The 17,017-nt window shown below is 36.9% G+C and carries 12 protein-coding genes and 1 pseudogene; 4 read left to right on the top strand and 9 right to left on the bottom strand.

Going from position 1 to position 17,017, the window contains the following annotated elements:
• Window positions 1–13 precede the first annotated feature (13 nt).
• From R1T16_RS01725 to R1T16_RS01710, 4 genes are all read right to left on the bottom strand, one after another.
• Window positions 14–478, bottom strand: a complete 465-nt coding sequence (locus tag R1T16_RS01725; protein ID WP_317499331.1) for a transcriptional regulator — start codon at window positions 476–478, stop codon at window positions 14–16.
• Window positions 479–559: 81 nt separating this feature from the next.
• Complete coding sequence (locus R1T16_RS01720) at window positions 560–988, bottom strand: DUF1810 domain-containing protein (RefSeq protein WP_317499330.1); 429 nt, start codon at window positions 986–988, stop codon at window positions 560–562.
• 136 nt (window positions 989–1,124) lie between these two features.
• Entirely contained in the window at window positions 1,125–1,748 is a 624-nt protein-coding gene (locus R1T16_RS01715) for an alpha-ketoglutarate-dependent dioxygenase AlkB family protein (RefSeq protein ID WP_317499329.1), read from the bottom strand.
• Between the two features lie 15 nt (window positions 1,749–1,763).
• Entirely contained in the window at window positions 1,764–2,882 is a 1,119-nt protein-coding gene (locus R1T16_RS01710) for a GIY-YIG nuclease family protein (RefSeq protein ID WP_317499328.1), read from the bottom strand.
• Between the two features lie 308 nt (window positions 2,883–3,190).
• Here R1T16_RS01710 and R1T16_RS01705 point away from each other — a divergent pair, with 308 nt between their 5' ends.
• The 3 genes from R1T16_RS01705 to R1T16_RS01695 all read left to right on the top strand — a co-directional run bounded on the left by R1T16_RS01705 (window position 3,191) and on the right by R1T16_RS01695 (window position 6,453).
• Window positions 3,191–4,468 (top strand): site-specific integrase, encoded by a 1,278-nt coding sequence (locus tag R1T16_RS01705; RefSeq protein ID WP_317499327.1) that lies wholly within the window; start codon window positions 3,191–3,193, stop codon window positions 4,466–4,468.
• A 94-nt stretch (window positions 4,469–4,562) separates the two neighbouring features.
• A complete protein-coding gene (locus R1T16_RS01700; RefSeq protein ID WP_317499326.1) occupies window positions 4,563–5,450 on the top strand; it encodes a tyrosine-type recombinase/integrase in 888 nt (295 codons plus the stop codon).
• Window positions 5,437–6,453 carry a site-specific integrase gene (locus tag R1T16_RS01695; protein WP_317499325.1) on the top strand — a complete coding sequence of 339 codons (1,017 nt, stop codon included), beginning with the start codon at window positions 5,437–5,439 and terminating at the stop codon, window positions 6,451–6,453. Before R1T16_RS01700 ends, R1T16_RS01695 begins: the two co-directional genes overlap by 14 nt.
• A 309-nt stretch (window positions 6,454–6,762) precedes the next feature.
• Here R1T16_RS01695 and R1T16_RS01690 read toward each other — a convergent pair whose 3' ends face one another.
• From R1T16_RS01690 to R1T16_RS01675, 4 genes are read right to left on the bottom strand one after another with little or no spacing between them, the layout of a single operon-like run.
• Entirely contained in the window at window positions 6,763–7,215 is a 453-nt protein-coding gene (locus tag R1T16_RS01690) for a hypothetical protein (RefSeq protein WP_317499324.1), read from the bottom strand.
• On the bottom strand, window positions 7,205–10,810 hold the full coding sequence (locus R1T16_RS01685) for a DUF6443 domain-containing protein (protein WP_317499323.1): 3,606 nt from the start codon (window positions 10,808–10,810) through the stop codon (window positions 7,205–7,207). Before R1T16_RS01685 ends, R1T16_RS01690 begins: the two co-directional genes overlap by 11 nt.
• A 30-nt stretch (window positions 10,811–10,840) precedes the next feature.
• Complete coding sequence (locus R1T16_RS01680; RefSeq protein WP_317499322.1) at window positions 10,841–12,451, bottom strand: T9SS type A sorting domain-containing protein; 1,611 nt, start codon at window positions 12,449–12,451, stop codon at window positions 10,841–10,843.
• Between the two features lie 8 nt (window positions 12,452–12,459).
• The gene (locus R1T16_RS01675; RefSeq protein ID WP_317499321.1) at window positions 12,460–16,020 is read right to left on the bottom strand and encodes an RHS repeat domain-containing protein; all 3,561 of its coding nucleotides are present in this window, start codon (window positions 16,018–16,020) and stop codon (window positions 12,460–12,462) included.
• A gap of 382 nt (window positions 16,021–16,402) precedes the next feature.
• On the opposite strand from R1T16_RS01675, the pseudogene R1T16_RS01670 reads away from it, so the two are divergent.
• A pseudogene (locus tag R1T16_RS01670) lies at window positions 16,403–16,603 on the top strand (conjugative transposon protein TraK); the annotation flags it as partial.
• A 27-nt stretch (window positions 16,604–16,630) separates the two neighbouring features.
• Here R1T16_RS01670 and R1T16_RS01665 read toward each other — a convergent pair.
• Window positions 16,631–16,987, bottom strand: coding sequence for a hypothetical protein (locus tag R1T16_RS01665; RefSeq protein WP_317499320.1), 357 nt, complete (start codon window positions 16,985–16,987; stop codon window positions 16,631–16,633).
• Between the last annotated feature and the right edge of the window lie 30 nt (window positions 16,988–17,017).

The raw sequence follows: 17,017 nt of genomic DNA, 5'->3' as shown, positions 1-17,017 counted from the left end.
TATAAAATTGGTGTTATATAAACTCTGTGCCTATAACGGCTTTAACCCGTGCAGGGCCGTAAAAACGAATGATTTCTTTCTTTTCATCACTGTTGCCGCGTTCAAATACCCTTTTGATAACGGCCTTGTACATCTTCTGCCAGTCAATGGAAGCGATGTTGGTATCCCAGAAAAGATTAGGGCGAAGCGCAGAAAAATCAGGGCGCTGGCTTGCGGCATCTTTAAGTTTTTCTTTTTGTATATCATGAAATACCTGCAGGATCATCATGGTTCCTTCTTTCAGGCCCAGCGCACGATCAATCTTAAGCGCTAAAGAGGTATTAAGGTCTCTTTTTCCTTTGGTGATCGCATTAAAAGTCTGGGGATGCTCGGGAAGGGAAAGCGCAAAGGGGCGCTGGGCGATGTTCCTCTTTTTGAGTTCGCGCTCCAAGATTGCTCCCGGATGAATCCCTTTATATTTCTCAAACTTGATTTCCATAGAACAAATGTAAACAAAAATGTTTACATTTTGTATTTTCCGTTTTACAAGTTATCAAGTCACTTACTTAAACTATTAGGCTCAGTGCCTATCCAATAGAATTGATAGGGTAAGGCGATCTGGAATTCCCTCAAAGTACTTTTCCAATACCTGCTTAAAAACAGGATCTGTATCTTCAAGTGTTGCAAAAAGCGTCATACAGGAGCGCAGCTTAAGATTGTCGGGACTTCCCAGTATTTCTAGGGCTGTCTTCCCCTTAACCTCTAAAAGCGCGTTTGAAATTTCAATAAGATGTTTTCCCAGCACAGGATGCTTAAGATATTGGCGGGCCTCGTCCATGCCTTTGATTCCAAAGTAACGGGCATTTTCACTTGATCCCAAACCTTCCAGCTGTGGAAATATAAACCACATCCAATGGGATTTCTTGCTGCCCTTCTTAATTTCTGTAAGAGCGGTAAGATACATTTGGTTTTGTGCTTCTAAGAATCTAACTAAATCTTTGTCGGGCATCTGGCAGGTTAATTTTTATGGTGGCTAAATTACTATTTCAAATGGTATGTTCACCCTGTATTCCTTATAAATAAAGGCAATTTTGTTATATGTTGATATTTAAATGGCGGTCATCTACTCCATAAGACAGTATATATTAAATGCTTTGTAGTCGTACCTGCCGAAAAGTCAAATTTATCCTGGGCAGCATTTCTTTTGACGATTTAGGGATGTGATGCTCCCAATGGGTGTTGGTCGTACCTGACATAAGCAGGAAAGATCCATGATGCAGGGGTATCTCTACTTGGGGAATAGCCTTATTAGTTTTATGGCGCAGCCTAAAGGGTCTTGTCTGGCCGAAGATAACAGAGGCTATATTGGGGTTTTTTCCAATCTTGTGTTCCTTATCAGAGTGCCAGGCTACGCTATCGTTGCCATTCCGGTATAGGTTTAGCAATACTGCATTAAATTCAAGGCCTGTTTGTTTTTCTATTTTAAAGCGCAATGCCAGCAGCTCAGGTGTCCAGGGCAGGGCGCTGTCACCGGCATCTTCCTTTTCTCCATACCACGCAATCATTCTGGGCGCAGTAACCAGCTTGTCGTACATTGGCATTTGATATTGTTTCCACGGCGTAGTGTGAAGCAATGCGTGATAATAGGCATCAGCTTCTTCTTTGCCAATGAAATTATTAATGTGCATTAGCTCCAGATCCGGAAGGTTGAAAGTCTTATTGCATTCGCTACCCGAGGTAAATAATTCGGTATCAGTAAATAGTGTCATACTCTATGGTAATTATTATGCTTCAAAGTTCTTCTTAAACAGTAGCTTGCCCGGATACTTACTTGCATAGGTATAAATCAACTGCATGATATAGTGGTTGCTTTTATATGGGGTCACATAATCTCTCAGTTGGGACGGTTCAGTGAAACCGATTTCTGTAGTTATATAGCCCATTCCATAAAAATGGCCGTCTTCAACCCAGACACAGCTACGTTCTTCTTTATGGCGCCCCTTGTCCATAATGGCAAAGCTGGGTCGTTTTCCCAGTAAGGCGTCGATTGCCAGTGTTACCTGATTATTATGTTGGTCTGGATCAGGCAAATTTGCGATTGTCGGTGGGGGAGCCATATCTCCGGCAAGTGTGGTGCCGTACTGGCAGAATCTATAGTCAATCTTAAATTCGGATGCCATGCCCAGCAAAGTGTTTATACCATCATGCTGCGAGTGAAACACTTCAAGGCAGGACTGGAATTTGCTTAATTTTCCGATGGCAAGATAACGGTAACCATTGCGCGCCTCATATTCATAGAGCCCAAACTTGGGATCAAACTTCTTTAGTGCCCTGTTATGCTCAGGCCAAAGTTTCTTTATCTCACTGCATTCCAAAAGCAGTGCCATAAATTCCGTAGCGCATACCTCATAGGTTATAGAATAGATATCGCGCATAAAATGCTGTCTTTGGGGTGTTATCTTGTGTCCTCCAAAATGCTGGGCTACCCGCTTTTTGAGATTCTTGGCTTTTCCTACGTACACTACTTTTCCAATCTGGTTATAGAAATAGTAGACACCCGGTTTTTCCGGCAGCTGCTCAAAATCTGCAGGAGGCAGGTTAGGGGGCAGGTTTTGGTCGTGGGAATTCTTTTTAACCATCCTGGCAATCTCGCCTTCGGCATCCAATATCAGCAGCCTTGATAGCAATATGGCTGTAGCATCAGCATCACAACCGGCGCGGTGTGCCTGCAATAAAGGTATACCGAGTGACCTGCAAAGCTTGCCCAGGCTATAGGATGGCAGGCTCGGTTTTATTTTTCTTGCTGCCCGAACAGTGCATAGTTTTTTTGTAGTCCATTTAAACCCTGCCATTTCCAGCTCATGCCGGATAAAGGAGTGGTCAAAGTTTACGTTATGGGCCATTATGCAAAGCAAACAATTATGTAAAGTTTAATAAATAATTCCACTATACAAAGCCTTCTTAGTTTATTGACTTTGCATAATAATTTAAAATATTTTACAAAATATACGAACTATATTTTAAATGTTAATAATATCATAAATATTTCATAATTATATTATTGGCTTTTTTTTTAAAAAAAAGCCAAAGGCCCTAATTTCACTGACATAAATTGCACTAGAAAAAATTTTGATGAAAATTTGTACAAATTTGTACTAACTGCAGCATATAGTTTTTTGTAATAACTTGCTCAATATCAAAAACAAATATTATGGAAAACTACAACGGTTTTAGCAATTTTGAAGATTTTACTAATCAGCTACTAACATATTTGATAAAGGATCGAGGATGTACCGAAACATATGCTGGACGTTTTAAATACGCTTTAAGAAAAATAGTTTTTTTCTTAGATCAAAATAATCAAATAATGTACAATCCGTCTCAGGATAGAGATATCGAGAATTTTTATTTTCAGGAAAGACCATCCAGGGTACTCAAAGATTATGAGCAGCTACTGCAGCGATGTTTGCGCCAAACATCAGAATTCTTCCTTACACGGCAAATTGTCGGAATTCAAACCCATCAACAATACAAATATGAATTTTCGGGAGAAATAGGATCTATTATTATGGAGTTTATCAAATTCAAGCGAACTACACTTTTAAATCGCTCTAGACATATAAACGTTTATATCAAAAAACTCCATAATTTTTATGAATATTGCAATGCAAATGGAATTGGTAAAATTCATTGTGTAGACTACAATTTTCTAATTACGTATATTTCTCAATTACAAAGCTATCAACTAAGACATGTAGAGATGTCGGTATCCGTATTGAAAATTTTTTTTAATTATCTATTTGAAAATAAATTAATATCAGTTGATATTGCCATAAAAATCCCTTCTTTTAAGCGTGTTAGTCAACCACAATTACCTTCAACGTATACATTAGAAGAAATTGAGAAATTATTGAAATCAATCGATAGAGTTACTAAAATTGGCAAAAGAAATTATGCGGTCTTACTCATTGCTATAAGATTAGGATTTAGAGCAGCGGACATATCAAATCTAAAATTTGAAAATATAGATTGGGGTAAATCGCTAATCAAAATTAACGTTATGAAAACTGGACAAGAATTAATATGTCCTATGTTTCCAGATGTAGGCAATGCAATAATCGACTATTTAAAACATGGGAGACCGAATGTCACTTCTCCTTTTATATTTCTAACGGGTAAATCCCCCTTTAGAGAATTTCCATCCAGTAATGTTGTTACTCATATCACCCAGCGGGCCTTTAAAAACTCTGGGATTGATGTAGCAAATAGAAAATTTGGCCCACACTCTCTTCGACACAGTTTGACATCTAGGTTATTGGAAAAGCAAATTACACTACCAATTATTAGCTCCGTTTTAGCACATAAAAGTAGTGAATCTACCATGTATTATATGAGAATAGATATGAAATCACTCACATATTGCTGCCTTGATGTTCCAACCACAGATAACAATTTTTACACTCAGAAAGGAGGAGTATTTTATGATTAAGTTACCCAACAAAAGTATCTACTCTAAAAATCTCCAAGATTTCATAAAATTAAAGTGGAAGTTGGGATATAAATATCAGACTCAAACCGCAATTTTGAAACAAATAGATCAACTTGCTTACGACGAAAATGAATATTCACTGGGCTTTACAAAAAAATTCTTTAGGAAATTTATAAAAAATCATAATAATTTTACAGATAGCTATCGGTATAGTAGAATTACAATTTTTCGAGAATTTTCAATTTATTTATGCAACCTTGGCATTTCTTCTTATATACCCAAAAAACTACCATGGCCAAAATCTAAGTATGTTGCCCATGTTTATAGCCATAGCGAATTAAGTAAAATATTTGAAGTCATCGATGGCATGCGAGTAAAACAGCAAATGCCTTACGCTAATATTTTCTGTTTTCCAATCTTAATACGGTTTCTTTACTGTACAGGCGTTCGTTCAATAGAAGCTTTAACTCTTCGGGATGAAAACGTAAATATAAACGAAAAATATATCATTATTAATGATAGTAAAAGTGGAAAAGAGAGGGTTATACCGATTTCAGAAACTCTCGCAGTGGAACTCAGCACTTATCTAAATTACAGAGATAAACTAAAAAACAAAAACATAGATGGCTACTTTTTTATAAAGCATAACGGAGAAAAACTTGCAAAAGCTGCCATCAATACTCGTTTCAGAAAATGTTTGGAGATTGCGGGAATTGCCAGAGACGATATAAATAATAAAAAACGTCTACATGATTTACGACATACTTTTGCAGTACACGCGCTAATCAAAATGATTGAGTCAGGCTTAGATCTATATGTTTCACTCCCAATATTGTCCCAATACTTAGGGCATAGTTCTATAAAATCTACTGACACATATGTTAAACTTACTACAGCTATATACCCGGATGTAATTAAAATGTTGGATATCTTAACCTTTGATCTTATTCCTAAAAATGCCATTATAAATGAAGACAACTGATTTTGCAAAATACATAAAAAGTTTCATAGCTGAATACTTACCTATAGAACGAAATCTTTCTGTAAATACTGTTCGTGCTTATCGCGATACTTTTGTTTTACTAATTAGATTTTTAGAAAATGAAAAAGGTTTGAGGATTGATAAAATTAAAATCAATCAAATCACCAAATCTATAGTTTTAGAATTTCTGAAATGGCTCAGAGAATCTAGAAATTCTTCACATAGCACAATTAATGCTCGATTAGCGGCTATTCAAACCTTTTTTAAATACATAGCTGACGATCAATTTGAGTTCATCATTCAGCGCCAAAAAATCTCTTCAATACCAATTGCAAAAACTCAAAAAAAGGTATTTGAATATTTGAGTTTATCAGGAATAAAATTATTACTTGAACAGATTAATACTCAGACAAAAAGAGGAAGACGAGATTTAGCTTTGCTATGCTTACTTTATGATACCGGTGCACGTGTTCAAGAAATCATAGACTTAACGCCATCTGCAATTAATTTCAATAAGCCATATACAATTAAATTAAAGGGAAAGGGGAACAAATATAGGATAGTGCCACTTTTAGACGCAGAAATGAATCATTTGAAAGATTATCTCCATGAGAACAACCTTATCCATGACTCTCTTAATCACATACCTCTATTTCGCAACTCTCGAAAACAAAAATTAACACGAGCAGGGGTAAATTACATATTAACAAAGTACGTTAAAAAGGCTAGAGATATAAATCCAGATCTTATGCCCTCTAAAATAAGCTGTCACTCAATAAGGCACTCTAAAGCTATGCATCTACTACAAGCTGAACTCCCTTTAATTTACATTCGAGATTTACTAGGGCATGTATCAGTAACAACAACTGAAATTTACGCAAAAGCAGATTCACGGCAAAAAAGGATTGCTCTAGAAAAAGCGTATGTAGAAATTTACACTTCTGATCAGGAATCTCAATGGGAAGGTGATAACAAGTTAATCTCGTGGTTAAATAGTTTTTAATATAAAATGTCAAAAATTATTATACATAAATATCCTCTTCTGAAACAATTTAAGTGTATCACGCAACAATTTATTCATGACATTAGAAGTATATCGTTTAGAACGGATTGTTTCTGTCCGATGTAAGAACTGCCATTGCAAATAATAAACACATTGCTAATCAACTACTTTTTTTTAATTAAATTATTATTTACTAAACAAAGTGAGGATAATTTTAAGAGATTAATTTATTAAAACATATGTATAAAGTAATAAACAATTACTTAGCCACCTAATGAAAGTATTATTAAAATAAATAATACAGAAAACCTACTTATATGGATTCAAAGCCTCAATAGTATCAACAATTTTAACGTTACAAGGAATTTGATTATAATTAAAATACTCCATGTTAGTACAATTTTCAATCTGACCACTTCCTAAAAATCCTTTTTTTCTAATATATACATCTAAGCCTGGCAAATTTATATCTGAGACTTTAGAACAATAATAATTTAAACTATCTTGGTAAATTGTATAATTAAAATTTATCTGATTAAAATAAATTACATTATCACCCTTACTTTTATTTACCAATCCAATTATGTAATATTTATTAGTATGGTTTCTTACGACTAAGCTATCAATGATATAATCTTCAGACAAAATTTTAACATAGCCCTTCTTGTAATTCAATTCTAATTTTTCTCCTCTAAATTCTTTGCAACTCAAAAAAATCATACTTGATATTAAGAGTGTTACTATTAAATATCTATTCCCCATATTTATTTGTTATTTCATCTTGTTCAATTGTCCAACTTTTTATTAAAACATTTAAAATATTTGTCATATTGGATTTTGTTTTAGAATCCCAGCGGTTATTTTTTATATTTTTTATATTTAATTTGGCGCGGTTTATATTTCCTTGAAGTACTACATCTCGTTTGAATTGATATCCTACAACTTTAAGCATTCCTGCTTTTTCATTATCTGTAAGATTGCCTCTTTGAAATATATCCATTATAGCACCATCTTTATAAGCCAACAACTTATCTGCTAAATCAACTTTATCATCATCACTACCAATCAAATAAGCTTTTGCCTCTGTAGATATATCTTTATACTTCTTAGTGGCACCTTCAAGAAGATATTTATAATAGAAGCTTATATTTCCTTCTTTGTCTATTTCATCTCTGTGGCTCTGTTCGTGTGAAATTAAACCAAACCAGTAATCCGCACTACTATTAACATGATCCGAGCTATAAAGAACTTGTTTGCCTTTTACAGATGCATTTGGATGACCTGTTAATGAATCCCACCATCTCACTCTAGCATCGGTATTAATAATCCAAGTAGAATTTGTTAAAGATGAGACGGAATAACCGTAAGCGATATTCATTAAAGTAACAACTCCTGAAGACAATTTGCCGTCTGAACCGAGTAAAAATTCAGGCTCCTTACCTTCCAATTCTCTAGATATAGTTACTAAATTTCCACTAAATACATATGGAGACCATTGTGGAAAATCAGGAGCTAATGGATCTATTGATATAAATCTTCCAATTGTATAATCATAATCTCTCCATTTGAAACTATCCCAACTTAGCCCCAATTCATCTTGTCGTTCCTGTCCTTGAAACTTGTACTTATATGTCATATCCGCTGGTGAATTTACCGGTGTAAGCCTTACAGCTGGTAATGTTTGAAAACCAGAAATCATATTTTGCGTGCTATTATACCCGGAATGTTTCATCCCAAAAGGATAATAATGGCTCTCTTCCAGTATTTTTAAAACCCCATCTACAGGATCTACTGCGTAACTTAACCTCACATTTCCTAGATGGTCTTTGTAATTGTACACATAGTTGTAGTTATTAGTTCCGTTTACCACTGTGTTCTTTACATAACCCTCATTTGTTGGGATAAAGTCCAGAACATTATTTTTATACTGGAAACCTGTAAGATAATCCACAACAGTGGTCACACTTGGGCTTATGCCTGTATTCACAACCGTTTTTCTGAGCTTAGTACCTGATGCGTTGTAAATATAAGAAATCGTACCCGTTCCGTTAACTGAATTCATCGTGATTTTAACCGGCAGGTTCATGTGGTTATAGATTATCCCGTTGGCTGCAATTCCCTTGTTCAGGTCTGATGTAAGATTACCTAAAGAATCATAGCCAAAGTCGTTTACATTTGCTGCAGTCAAGTCATTAAACCCTTGCGAACTGTTACTATTATCTACTACTTTATCTAGCCTGTTTCCTGTGTAGGTATACACTAAATTATCAATTTCAACTACGTCCGTTTCGCTATCCAGCCCCCCGTTCCTACGAAGACCAATGATGTTTCCGTATGGGTCGTACCTTAGGCTTTCATCATAAGAGTTACGCATAGGCACAGTAGCAGCAGGTATCTGGTAATAGGCATTCCTCAAGCGGGCAAGCTCATCATATTTATAGCTATATTTTCGGGAAATATTATCACTTGATGTTTTCCAGGTGGTTTCTGTAACATTGCCATTATAATTCAATGGCACGACCGGATCAGTGCTTGCGGTTGTATAATTTATTGAAAAAGCAAAAAGATCCTGAGGGTTGCCAAAGGAAGCAAGATTTGCCATTGAATTTATACTTTTAAGCCACCCTCTTATATTATAGGCAAAATCTACATCCTGCAATGGAGAGGACTGCGTGCGTCCCACTTTTTTCTCGATGAGCTGGCCTATAGAATTATATGCATTATAAGACATCAGCTCAGGTGCTGCTGTGCCAATAGTATGTGTTTCGCTTAATAGCCTGTCTTGGGTAGTATAAGTGTAGTCATTTCGCACCGATACTTCCTGTTCGCTGGAAGAGCTTGTCCTTTTATGTTTGGTAATTACATAAGAAACACTTCCGTCGAATTTAAGCTTTGAATCTGTCTGGGTATATCCTCCCTGTTGTGAATTGCTCGTCCTTACACGCAGTGGCCTGCCTTTTGAATCATAAAATGTTGTATGCACCTCTGCAAAAGTCTCACTGGCCGTAGTCAATATCCTGTTCCATGAACCCGTCTGCATGCCTTTAGGGGCTGTAAGCACCCCGATGCCTTCCACACCCGATGATGGAAAAGTAGCAGCTGCTGGAAAAGTATAGTTATCATAATAATTTACAGTCAGCAATTTCATCCCTGACTGTGGATAGGTATTTGTATAATAAACGCTAATGTTATCTATGATGGTCGCAGAAGCAGTTTTTGTTTCGGTTCCAAAAGTACCTGCCTGTTTGGATGCCCTATCTGCAGAAGTGAATGCGCTTCCAGCAACCCAGCCTGTGTAAGCTACACGACCAAAAGGGTCATATTTTGTGATAAGCCAACCTTTTTGCGTATTTCCTGTTGTACCAAAAGGCGAATAGGCGGGGCCTGTAGCTACAACCCTGTCCTGATTATCATATACAATATATTCCCAATCCCTGCCCGGTAATTTCTTTTCTACAACCCTGTTCCTTGAGTCATATTTGTACTGGTATCCATACAAATCAAGGCTGGATTGGGTGGTTTCGGTAATAGGCCCTGATGGGATTACATAGGTAAGGTTTCCATACTGGTCGTAAACATAGTAGATATTGGAAGTTCCGGATGAGGGCATCCCATAATAATCATTAGTTTGAAAATAGCTCTTTTTTAATATAAGCCTTCCTTCTTTATCCTTAAATTCTTCGACCCCCGATTTAAATCCCGCGGCAGTCTGCACTGGTATTGCACGATTTTCATCTTGGGTAATGGTCTGGTACAGCTGGCCATCGCCGTAATTTCCCTCATCAACTATGGAAATATTATACACTTTGTTTGTCGGGTTCCACTGTGCCACAGCCCTCAGCTTCTTTACTGGAGTTGCTGAACTGTTGGCCAGGTAAGCATATTTAATAGTATGGTCATTATCGTTATCGGCATTACCAAGCCAGTCCGTGCCAGGAAATCCCTGTTTCCGTATCCTGTTCAGTGGCGAGTTCTCAAAGAATTTTTCCGTATATGGGTTGGCAGTATTTTCGAAAGCTGTCTTATTGTAAAATGTAACGACGTTCGTTGCAGCGGACCCATCAAATGAAAGGTCTGTGATTGAAGCCTCATAGGGTAGGTATTCACGTGATTGCCTGCCGAAAGCGTCATAATAAAAAGGTATCACTAAATCCTTGCCTGTGTTGCTCATCTTGCCCGCAACCTGCTGTATTGGCCTTCCAAGCCCGTCATAATACGTCACAGTTGCATTGGCCTTTGAAGCATCTGAGGTAAAAGTGTCATCTTTATAAATATATGTCCGCACATAATTTTGGGAGGTCGTCTGCCCTAAAACAGTAAACGGGAGTAAGAGAAATATATATAATATTTTTTTCATAAGTTGTTTCGGTTGTCTAATAGGGAAACATTAATTGCGGCCTTTCATTACTTTTACAGAATCATTCCCTTTATTGGTACGCACCTCTACAATGTAAAGGCCTTCAGGGTAGCCGGTAAGTTCTACAGGGATAGTACGGCTACTCACCTCAAAGCTTTGGAGCTGCCTGCCTGCAAGGTCATATACTGTCGCTGTACCATGGTCAAACTCAAAGTTGACGATAACATTGGTAAAGTCTGCTGCAGGGTTAGGGATTGCTTCAATATTTTTCCTATCCTTATCTTTCTTTTCTTTTTCCTTATCCTTGAGCTTTACAACCCAAAAATCTTCATTCCCATGGCCACTGTTACGGTCACGGGAAATCTCCCCTTTGCTTGTGCCGGCAAGTATAAAGCCGCCATCCCGGGTCTCAATCAGCTTCTTGAGGTGGTCTTCACCTCTGCTTCCTACCACTTCCCTCCAAAGCTCTTTTCCTTCGGCCGATATTTTCAGCCCCACATAGTCATTGATCTCCTTTTTGTCTTTTTTGCTATCCTGGCCTATCACTTCACTTTGGGCATAACCGCCAAGAAGGATGGTACCATCTGCATTTTCAACCATAGAGGTAAGTATATCCACCTTACCGGTATCGAAGGTTTTCTGCCATATGGACTGCCCCTTCTCATCAAGCCTGAGTATCCAAAAATCTGTCCCTTTTTTATTATTGATTGATTTGTTCCCGGATGTGGAAGAGGCAGAATTACCTCCTATAAGGTAACTGCCGTCAGCTGACTGCACTATTACAGCAAGGTTATCGTCAGCTTCACCACCGTAAATGGTTTCCCACTGCGTCTTTCCGTCCTTATCCAGTTTTACGATCCAGTAATCTCCTTCTCCATAAGGGTCAAGGGATTTATGTTGGGATACAGTAGAATTAGAATACCCTCCAAGTATGTATCCCTCATCCTTTGTAAGGGCAATGGATTTCAATATGTCATTATATTGTCCCCCGATAGTCCTTTGCCATTTTATCTTACCGGTATTGTCTAATTTAACAACCCAGAAATCAAGACCTCCAAAATCATTCTCACTCTTACCCAAAGGGTCAGGTTTACCCTCACGTATCTTTTCACTGGCAGGGGAGGAAGATGAACCTCCTATAATATATCCGCCATCCGGGGTCTGAAGTATTGATTTTACAAAATCTTGACCAGCACCGCCAAGGGTAACCTGCCATTGCTCATCTCCCTTTGCATTAAGTTTTATAACCCAAATGTCTTCTTTTCCAAGCGATGCCCCTTTCTTGTGAAAACCGATATTGGATTCGGATGTCCCGGCAAGGATAAAACCACCGTCAGAAGTCCCATTTATGCTATATAACAAATCTGCTCCCGAGCCACCAAAACTCTTTTGCCATTCCACATCCCCTTTCTCATCCATCTTCCATAGCCAGTAGTCAAGGTCTCCGATATTATCCGCCTCTTTATTACCTGACTTTACAGATAGCGATGCGCCAGCAAGTATGAATCCGTAATCGGCTGTTGCCTGCGCATCTAAAAGATAATCAGCATGCTTGCCGCCGTAAGAACGCTCCCAAAGAATATCCTGGGCTGTGGCTTTACTTAAAAAAGCAATCAGTATAACTATATATATATTTTTCATTGGGGTTGTTATTGTTTGTAGTTATATGCGTTTTCAGAAAGTATTTTTCCTCCGGCGTCCCTGACTGTCATAAGCCTTCCCTGACTGTCGTACTCAAACGAGGTTGTAACTCCTTTTGTGTCGGTGATGCCTGAAATCCCAATCAAACCCTGATATGTGTAGGTTGTTACAAGTGCATTAGGTAACTGCGTACGTATGTTTGATGGTGCCGCCGTCAAATTATTTACTGCACTTTCCGTTAAACTTAATGCGGATAAAACCTGAGTGTAGGTTGCATTCTCAATTTTAGCCAGAGGAAGTGTACCATTGTACCCCCAGATCATTACACTTGGTGTACCTCCCGAAATTCGATATTGCGCAACTTTACCCTTAGCGGTATATTGTTCATATTGGTATAAATCATTGCTTACAGCCCCATCTTTTGAGAACTTAATTTTTGACTCTGCCAATAATGTATTAGAATTAAACAGCGCATATTCTTTATCAATCTGTTCTATAAGATTTCCGTTTAAAGTCGTTTTCGATTGGAGTGGTGAACCAATTATATTTTTGAAAACTAAAGTCGATACATTTGGCGATGAACTTACTTCAGAATCCCCAGGATAATAATTATAAACTAATTTTGTTTCTCCTGTCGAAGTAATTTCGTTGGCTGTGCGAATTGAATATTCCGAATTATAAGTGTATGTTGATGAATTACTTACTAATCCGTTGGTTAGATAATCTGTTTCGGTTTTTTGAGAAAGCAGTGAAGATTCATTTTTGTGCGTGTAAATCTGCATTGTCCATGGCCAACCTTCAGAGTGATCTAATGAGCCACATCCTATTACGTAATAATCCTTATATTTGGGTTTAATTCCTCTTCCGACTAACACTGACTGATACGAATATTGGTAGCCAATCTCCTTAACTTTAGAACCAGCATTATCATAGTACTCTTCCTTAATTAGGCTTCCATTAGACTCCTGATATGTATATCTTGGATAAAAAGCATTACTTAAATTGTCATTAGATTGAAAATTTGAATGAATTGTCTGACCATAATTATTTGGCATTAAGACGTTAGCCTGATTATTGTAATATAATATTTTTGATCCGTTTGTAGTATTAGTCAAATTACTGCCAGAGTAGATTTCTTGTACCTGGGAATATGAAATATAATTTTGTGATGGCGCGTTTCCGCTTTGAATATTATCTGTCTCAACAACTGCGTTTCTTACAGTATATCCAGACATTCCTCCACACGAATTATTTATTTCTTCCATCCCTGTATCATCAATATAACCAAAATTTAAGGGATCGATAAGTATTCCTGAAGAATACTTTTTACCATCATCTGAAAAAGTTTTTTCGTATTTATACAATGTTTGACCGATACTGTTCCCATCGTGGTTATAATTCACGATACTTTGGATTCTTGCCCCGCCTACTTCTTTATTATAGAAATTGCTTTGCGACTTAGGAATACTGAATCTAAAACGCACTGCAAAATAATATTGCTTCATATATTCCGGATTGGCAGAGGTGATACCCTCATCGGCATCATATAAATTTCCAGGATATTTAAGACCAGTAACCCTAAAATAATAGTTCCCTGCAGGAAGATTATATGTAATAGGAATATTTACTTTTCTCACATTTCCTTCTCCCTCTGTAATTTGAAGCGGGGGACAATTAGTATCATAATTACATGTGGCATCATTTGAGAACCTAATTGTTCTAACCACTTGGCCAGTCGCAGCATTAATCATCTGAAAAGCTATTTTTCCTACATCAGGAGTAGCAACAGTACACTTTCTTCCATTACTCCCTGAGTTATTCTCAAATTGAGTACCACAGGAGATTTCTAAAGTTGCAACTCCTGATATTGGCTCCGGATCAACATTGTTGCCTTTATACTTAAAAAAAGGATTTATTTCGGTTCCGTTGAGATATACTGACTGGGATTGCACCGACTGTGATTCCGATGTCGACGTAATTTCAACCTTATCATAATCTTCGAAAGGATATTCAGTGCTAAGGGTAGTATTGTCTAATCGTATTGAATGAGGCTCATAATTTAGTACTGTATAGCCTTTGGTAGGGTAAATAACTTTTGATAATAAACCGTTTTTTCCATAATTAAAATCAGGTTGCCTGTCTGCACCAAAAAATTGAATCAATGGCTTCTCAGCCGGAACGCAACCTGGTACTTTGTTATGTGACGGAAAACTAACCATGTTTTTCTTCCCGTTAAAAAACCCCCAATAATCATAATCACAAGTTGTTTTTAAAGGCAAAGCTTCAGTACCGATGTATTCAAATGAGCGATAAAACTGATTGTTAACACTAATTTTATCCAATTTCAGACGTCGAATTTCCTCAGGATGTATTGCAGTTTGATTCTGCGAAAAATATGTATATTCGAAATTATAATTCTTGACTTCTAAATTTGATGAATTTTTTATAGATATATTATCTAACTTTTTAGGGCTATTAGTATTAAATCCACTAATGTTTATGAATGTCATTGGTGATACACCTAACTTATATATGTCAGTACGGTCGGATATAGTAAAATCGACTCGCCCGTCATTAAATACCAAAGATTTCAAATAAGGGGTGGAGCTGATATTCACATAGTTTGTATAATAAGGCATATCAGTATAGAGATTAAATACATTATTATTAAAATTAGGACACAACGGTAATTTTCTATACCACGCTGCTTTAGGGGAACTACATAGACTTGAATTTGCAGCATAGTTGTAAAATATGATATTACCTTTCGGAGATACAATTTTTTCAACTTTCCAACCTGTAATAAGTGGATTGTTAAACCCAGAATTCACGCTGAAACTATAACCTTGTCCCGAAGCTGTAATCGAATATTCCTGCTTGGTAAAATAAAATACAAATCCTCTGTCATTAGTAACAGTAAAGGTTCTTGTGCTTTCGTCATAAATAATTTTCATCCTGCTATCAGGGTTAATTAATTTAACTCCGATAACGCCCGCATTTAATGCTTTTTGGGTAAGTATAAATTTAGCCGATTCTCCGAAAAGATTTATAGAAAACACATCGGGCTCAGTATCCCAACCGATAACATGCTGCCTGTCATTTCGCCAAAATTCTATTTTATCTTTAAAAGTTTGATTGACATTATATGCTGCAGCATCTTCGGGTAAAGCAAGGTCGGTATACGGAAAGCCTACCTTTCCATCTCCGTCATTATAACCGGTATTCATATCGCACAAACCTTTTGTACTTTTTGTAATAATTGGCTCACATGAAAGTGTCCATCCTAAACCGACCCAACTTGATTCTTGATCAACCCTGATTCCACCTGTATTATATGACAAATTAATCGGGATATCCAAGCCGTCAAAATCTATCGTGTAAAGTGGTATGTCAATATTGGCGGTACCAGTGTAATAATTCATAGGCAATTCTCCGTATCTTCCTAGGCTTGCCACCTCGGGACTTGGTTTAGTAAGTTCAGGAATTGTTTTTGATATCTGTCCGTAAGTTATAATTTGGAAAAACAATGCTGTTAAAGCAATTAGTTTGCTGAATGGATTAAAATTCATTAGAGAATTATCTTAATAATTAAATCTTAAAATTATGTTAATTCGCGCAAATATATAAATTTATTTATTAAATACATTACGGAAAAATCGCAATTAACAATTGTTTGATCTGTAATTAATTTATTGATGTCAGTTTTAATTTAAAATCAGACTCTCCAATTTGATTTTAGAATGACACAATTTAAAATTATACTGTAATTAATATAAGAAATATTTTTTATTTTTTAACTATAGGATCAACTATTTTATCTTGAATTACTGTTCCCAAATGTTATTCACCGAAATTCCACTCCCCCAACAATGAGCATATCATTATTGGGTTAAAGTCAGATATGATTTAATCAAGTTTCTTTCAACTATAGTAGAAAGTTTTTACATTGACCTTGCTGATAAAAGTGCATTTAATTATTACAAGGACCTCTCGGAGAAAGGCTATTATAACCGCATTATCTCCGGTAACGTGCAGCAGCGTATTGAGCTCGACAGTATATCGTGCAATTTTGAAAGCTATCCCTATACAGTTTCCACCTATGCCACCCAGTATATCATAAGGCAGAGCAATGTTACCAGGAGAAGCCTCATATAGTGCAGCCGAACAAATCTGGAACTTTCATAGTTTGGCTATTTTTCGTTCAAGCAGTGTCTCCAGTATTTCCCAGTCACCCTCGAAGGTTTCGCCTTCAAAGTGGTAGGCATCTTCATCATCGTCATACTCGTAGCTATTAAAATCCTCGTTTTCGAGAAAGGTGTCGGTCAATACACCATCTTTATAGGTTGCCTTGCCGTAGACGCAATTTCCCAACTCTTCATAGTCAAGGGTAAAATTTACCCTGAAGTGTTCCGCAATCTGCAGCACTACAGTTGTATTTGGCGACCATCTTGTTTCATAGCCGAAAGCCCCGTCATTCTCTTCATCACAATAGATGTCGAAGAAATAGCCCTTTTGCTCAATAATAAATGGGGGCAATTGTCCATTGCCATGTTGCTCTTGCTTTTC

Source organism: Flavobacterium sp. DG1-102-2 (genome assembly GCF_033042555.1).
Taxonomy (GTDB): domain Bacteria; phylum Bacteroidota; class Bacteroidia; order Flavobacteriales; family Flavobacteriaceae; genus Flavobacterium.
This window is presented reverse-complemented; position numbering and strand designations above follow the sequence as displayed.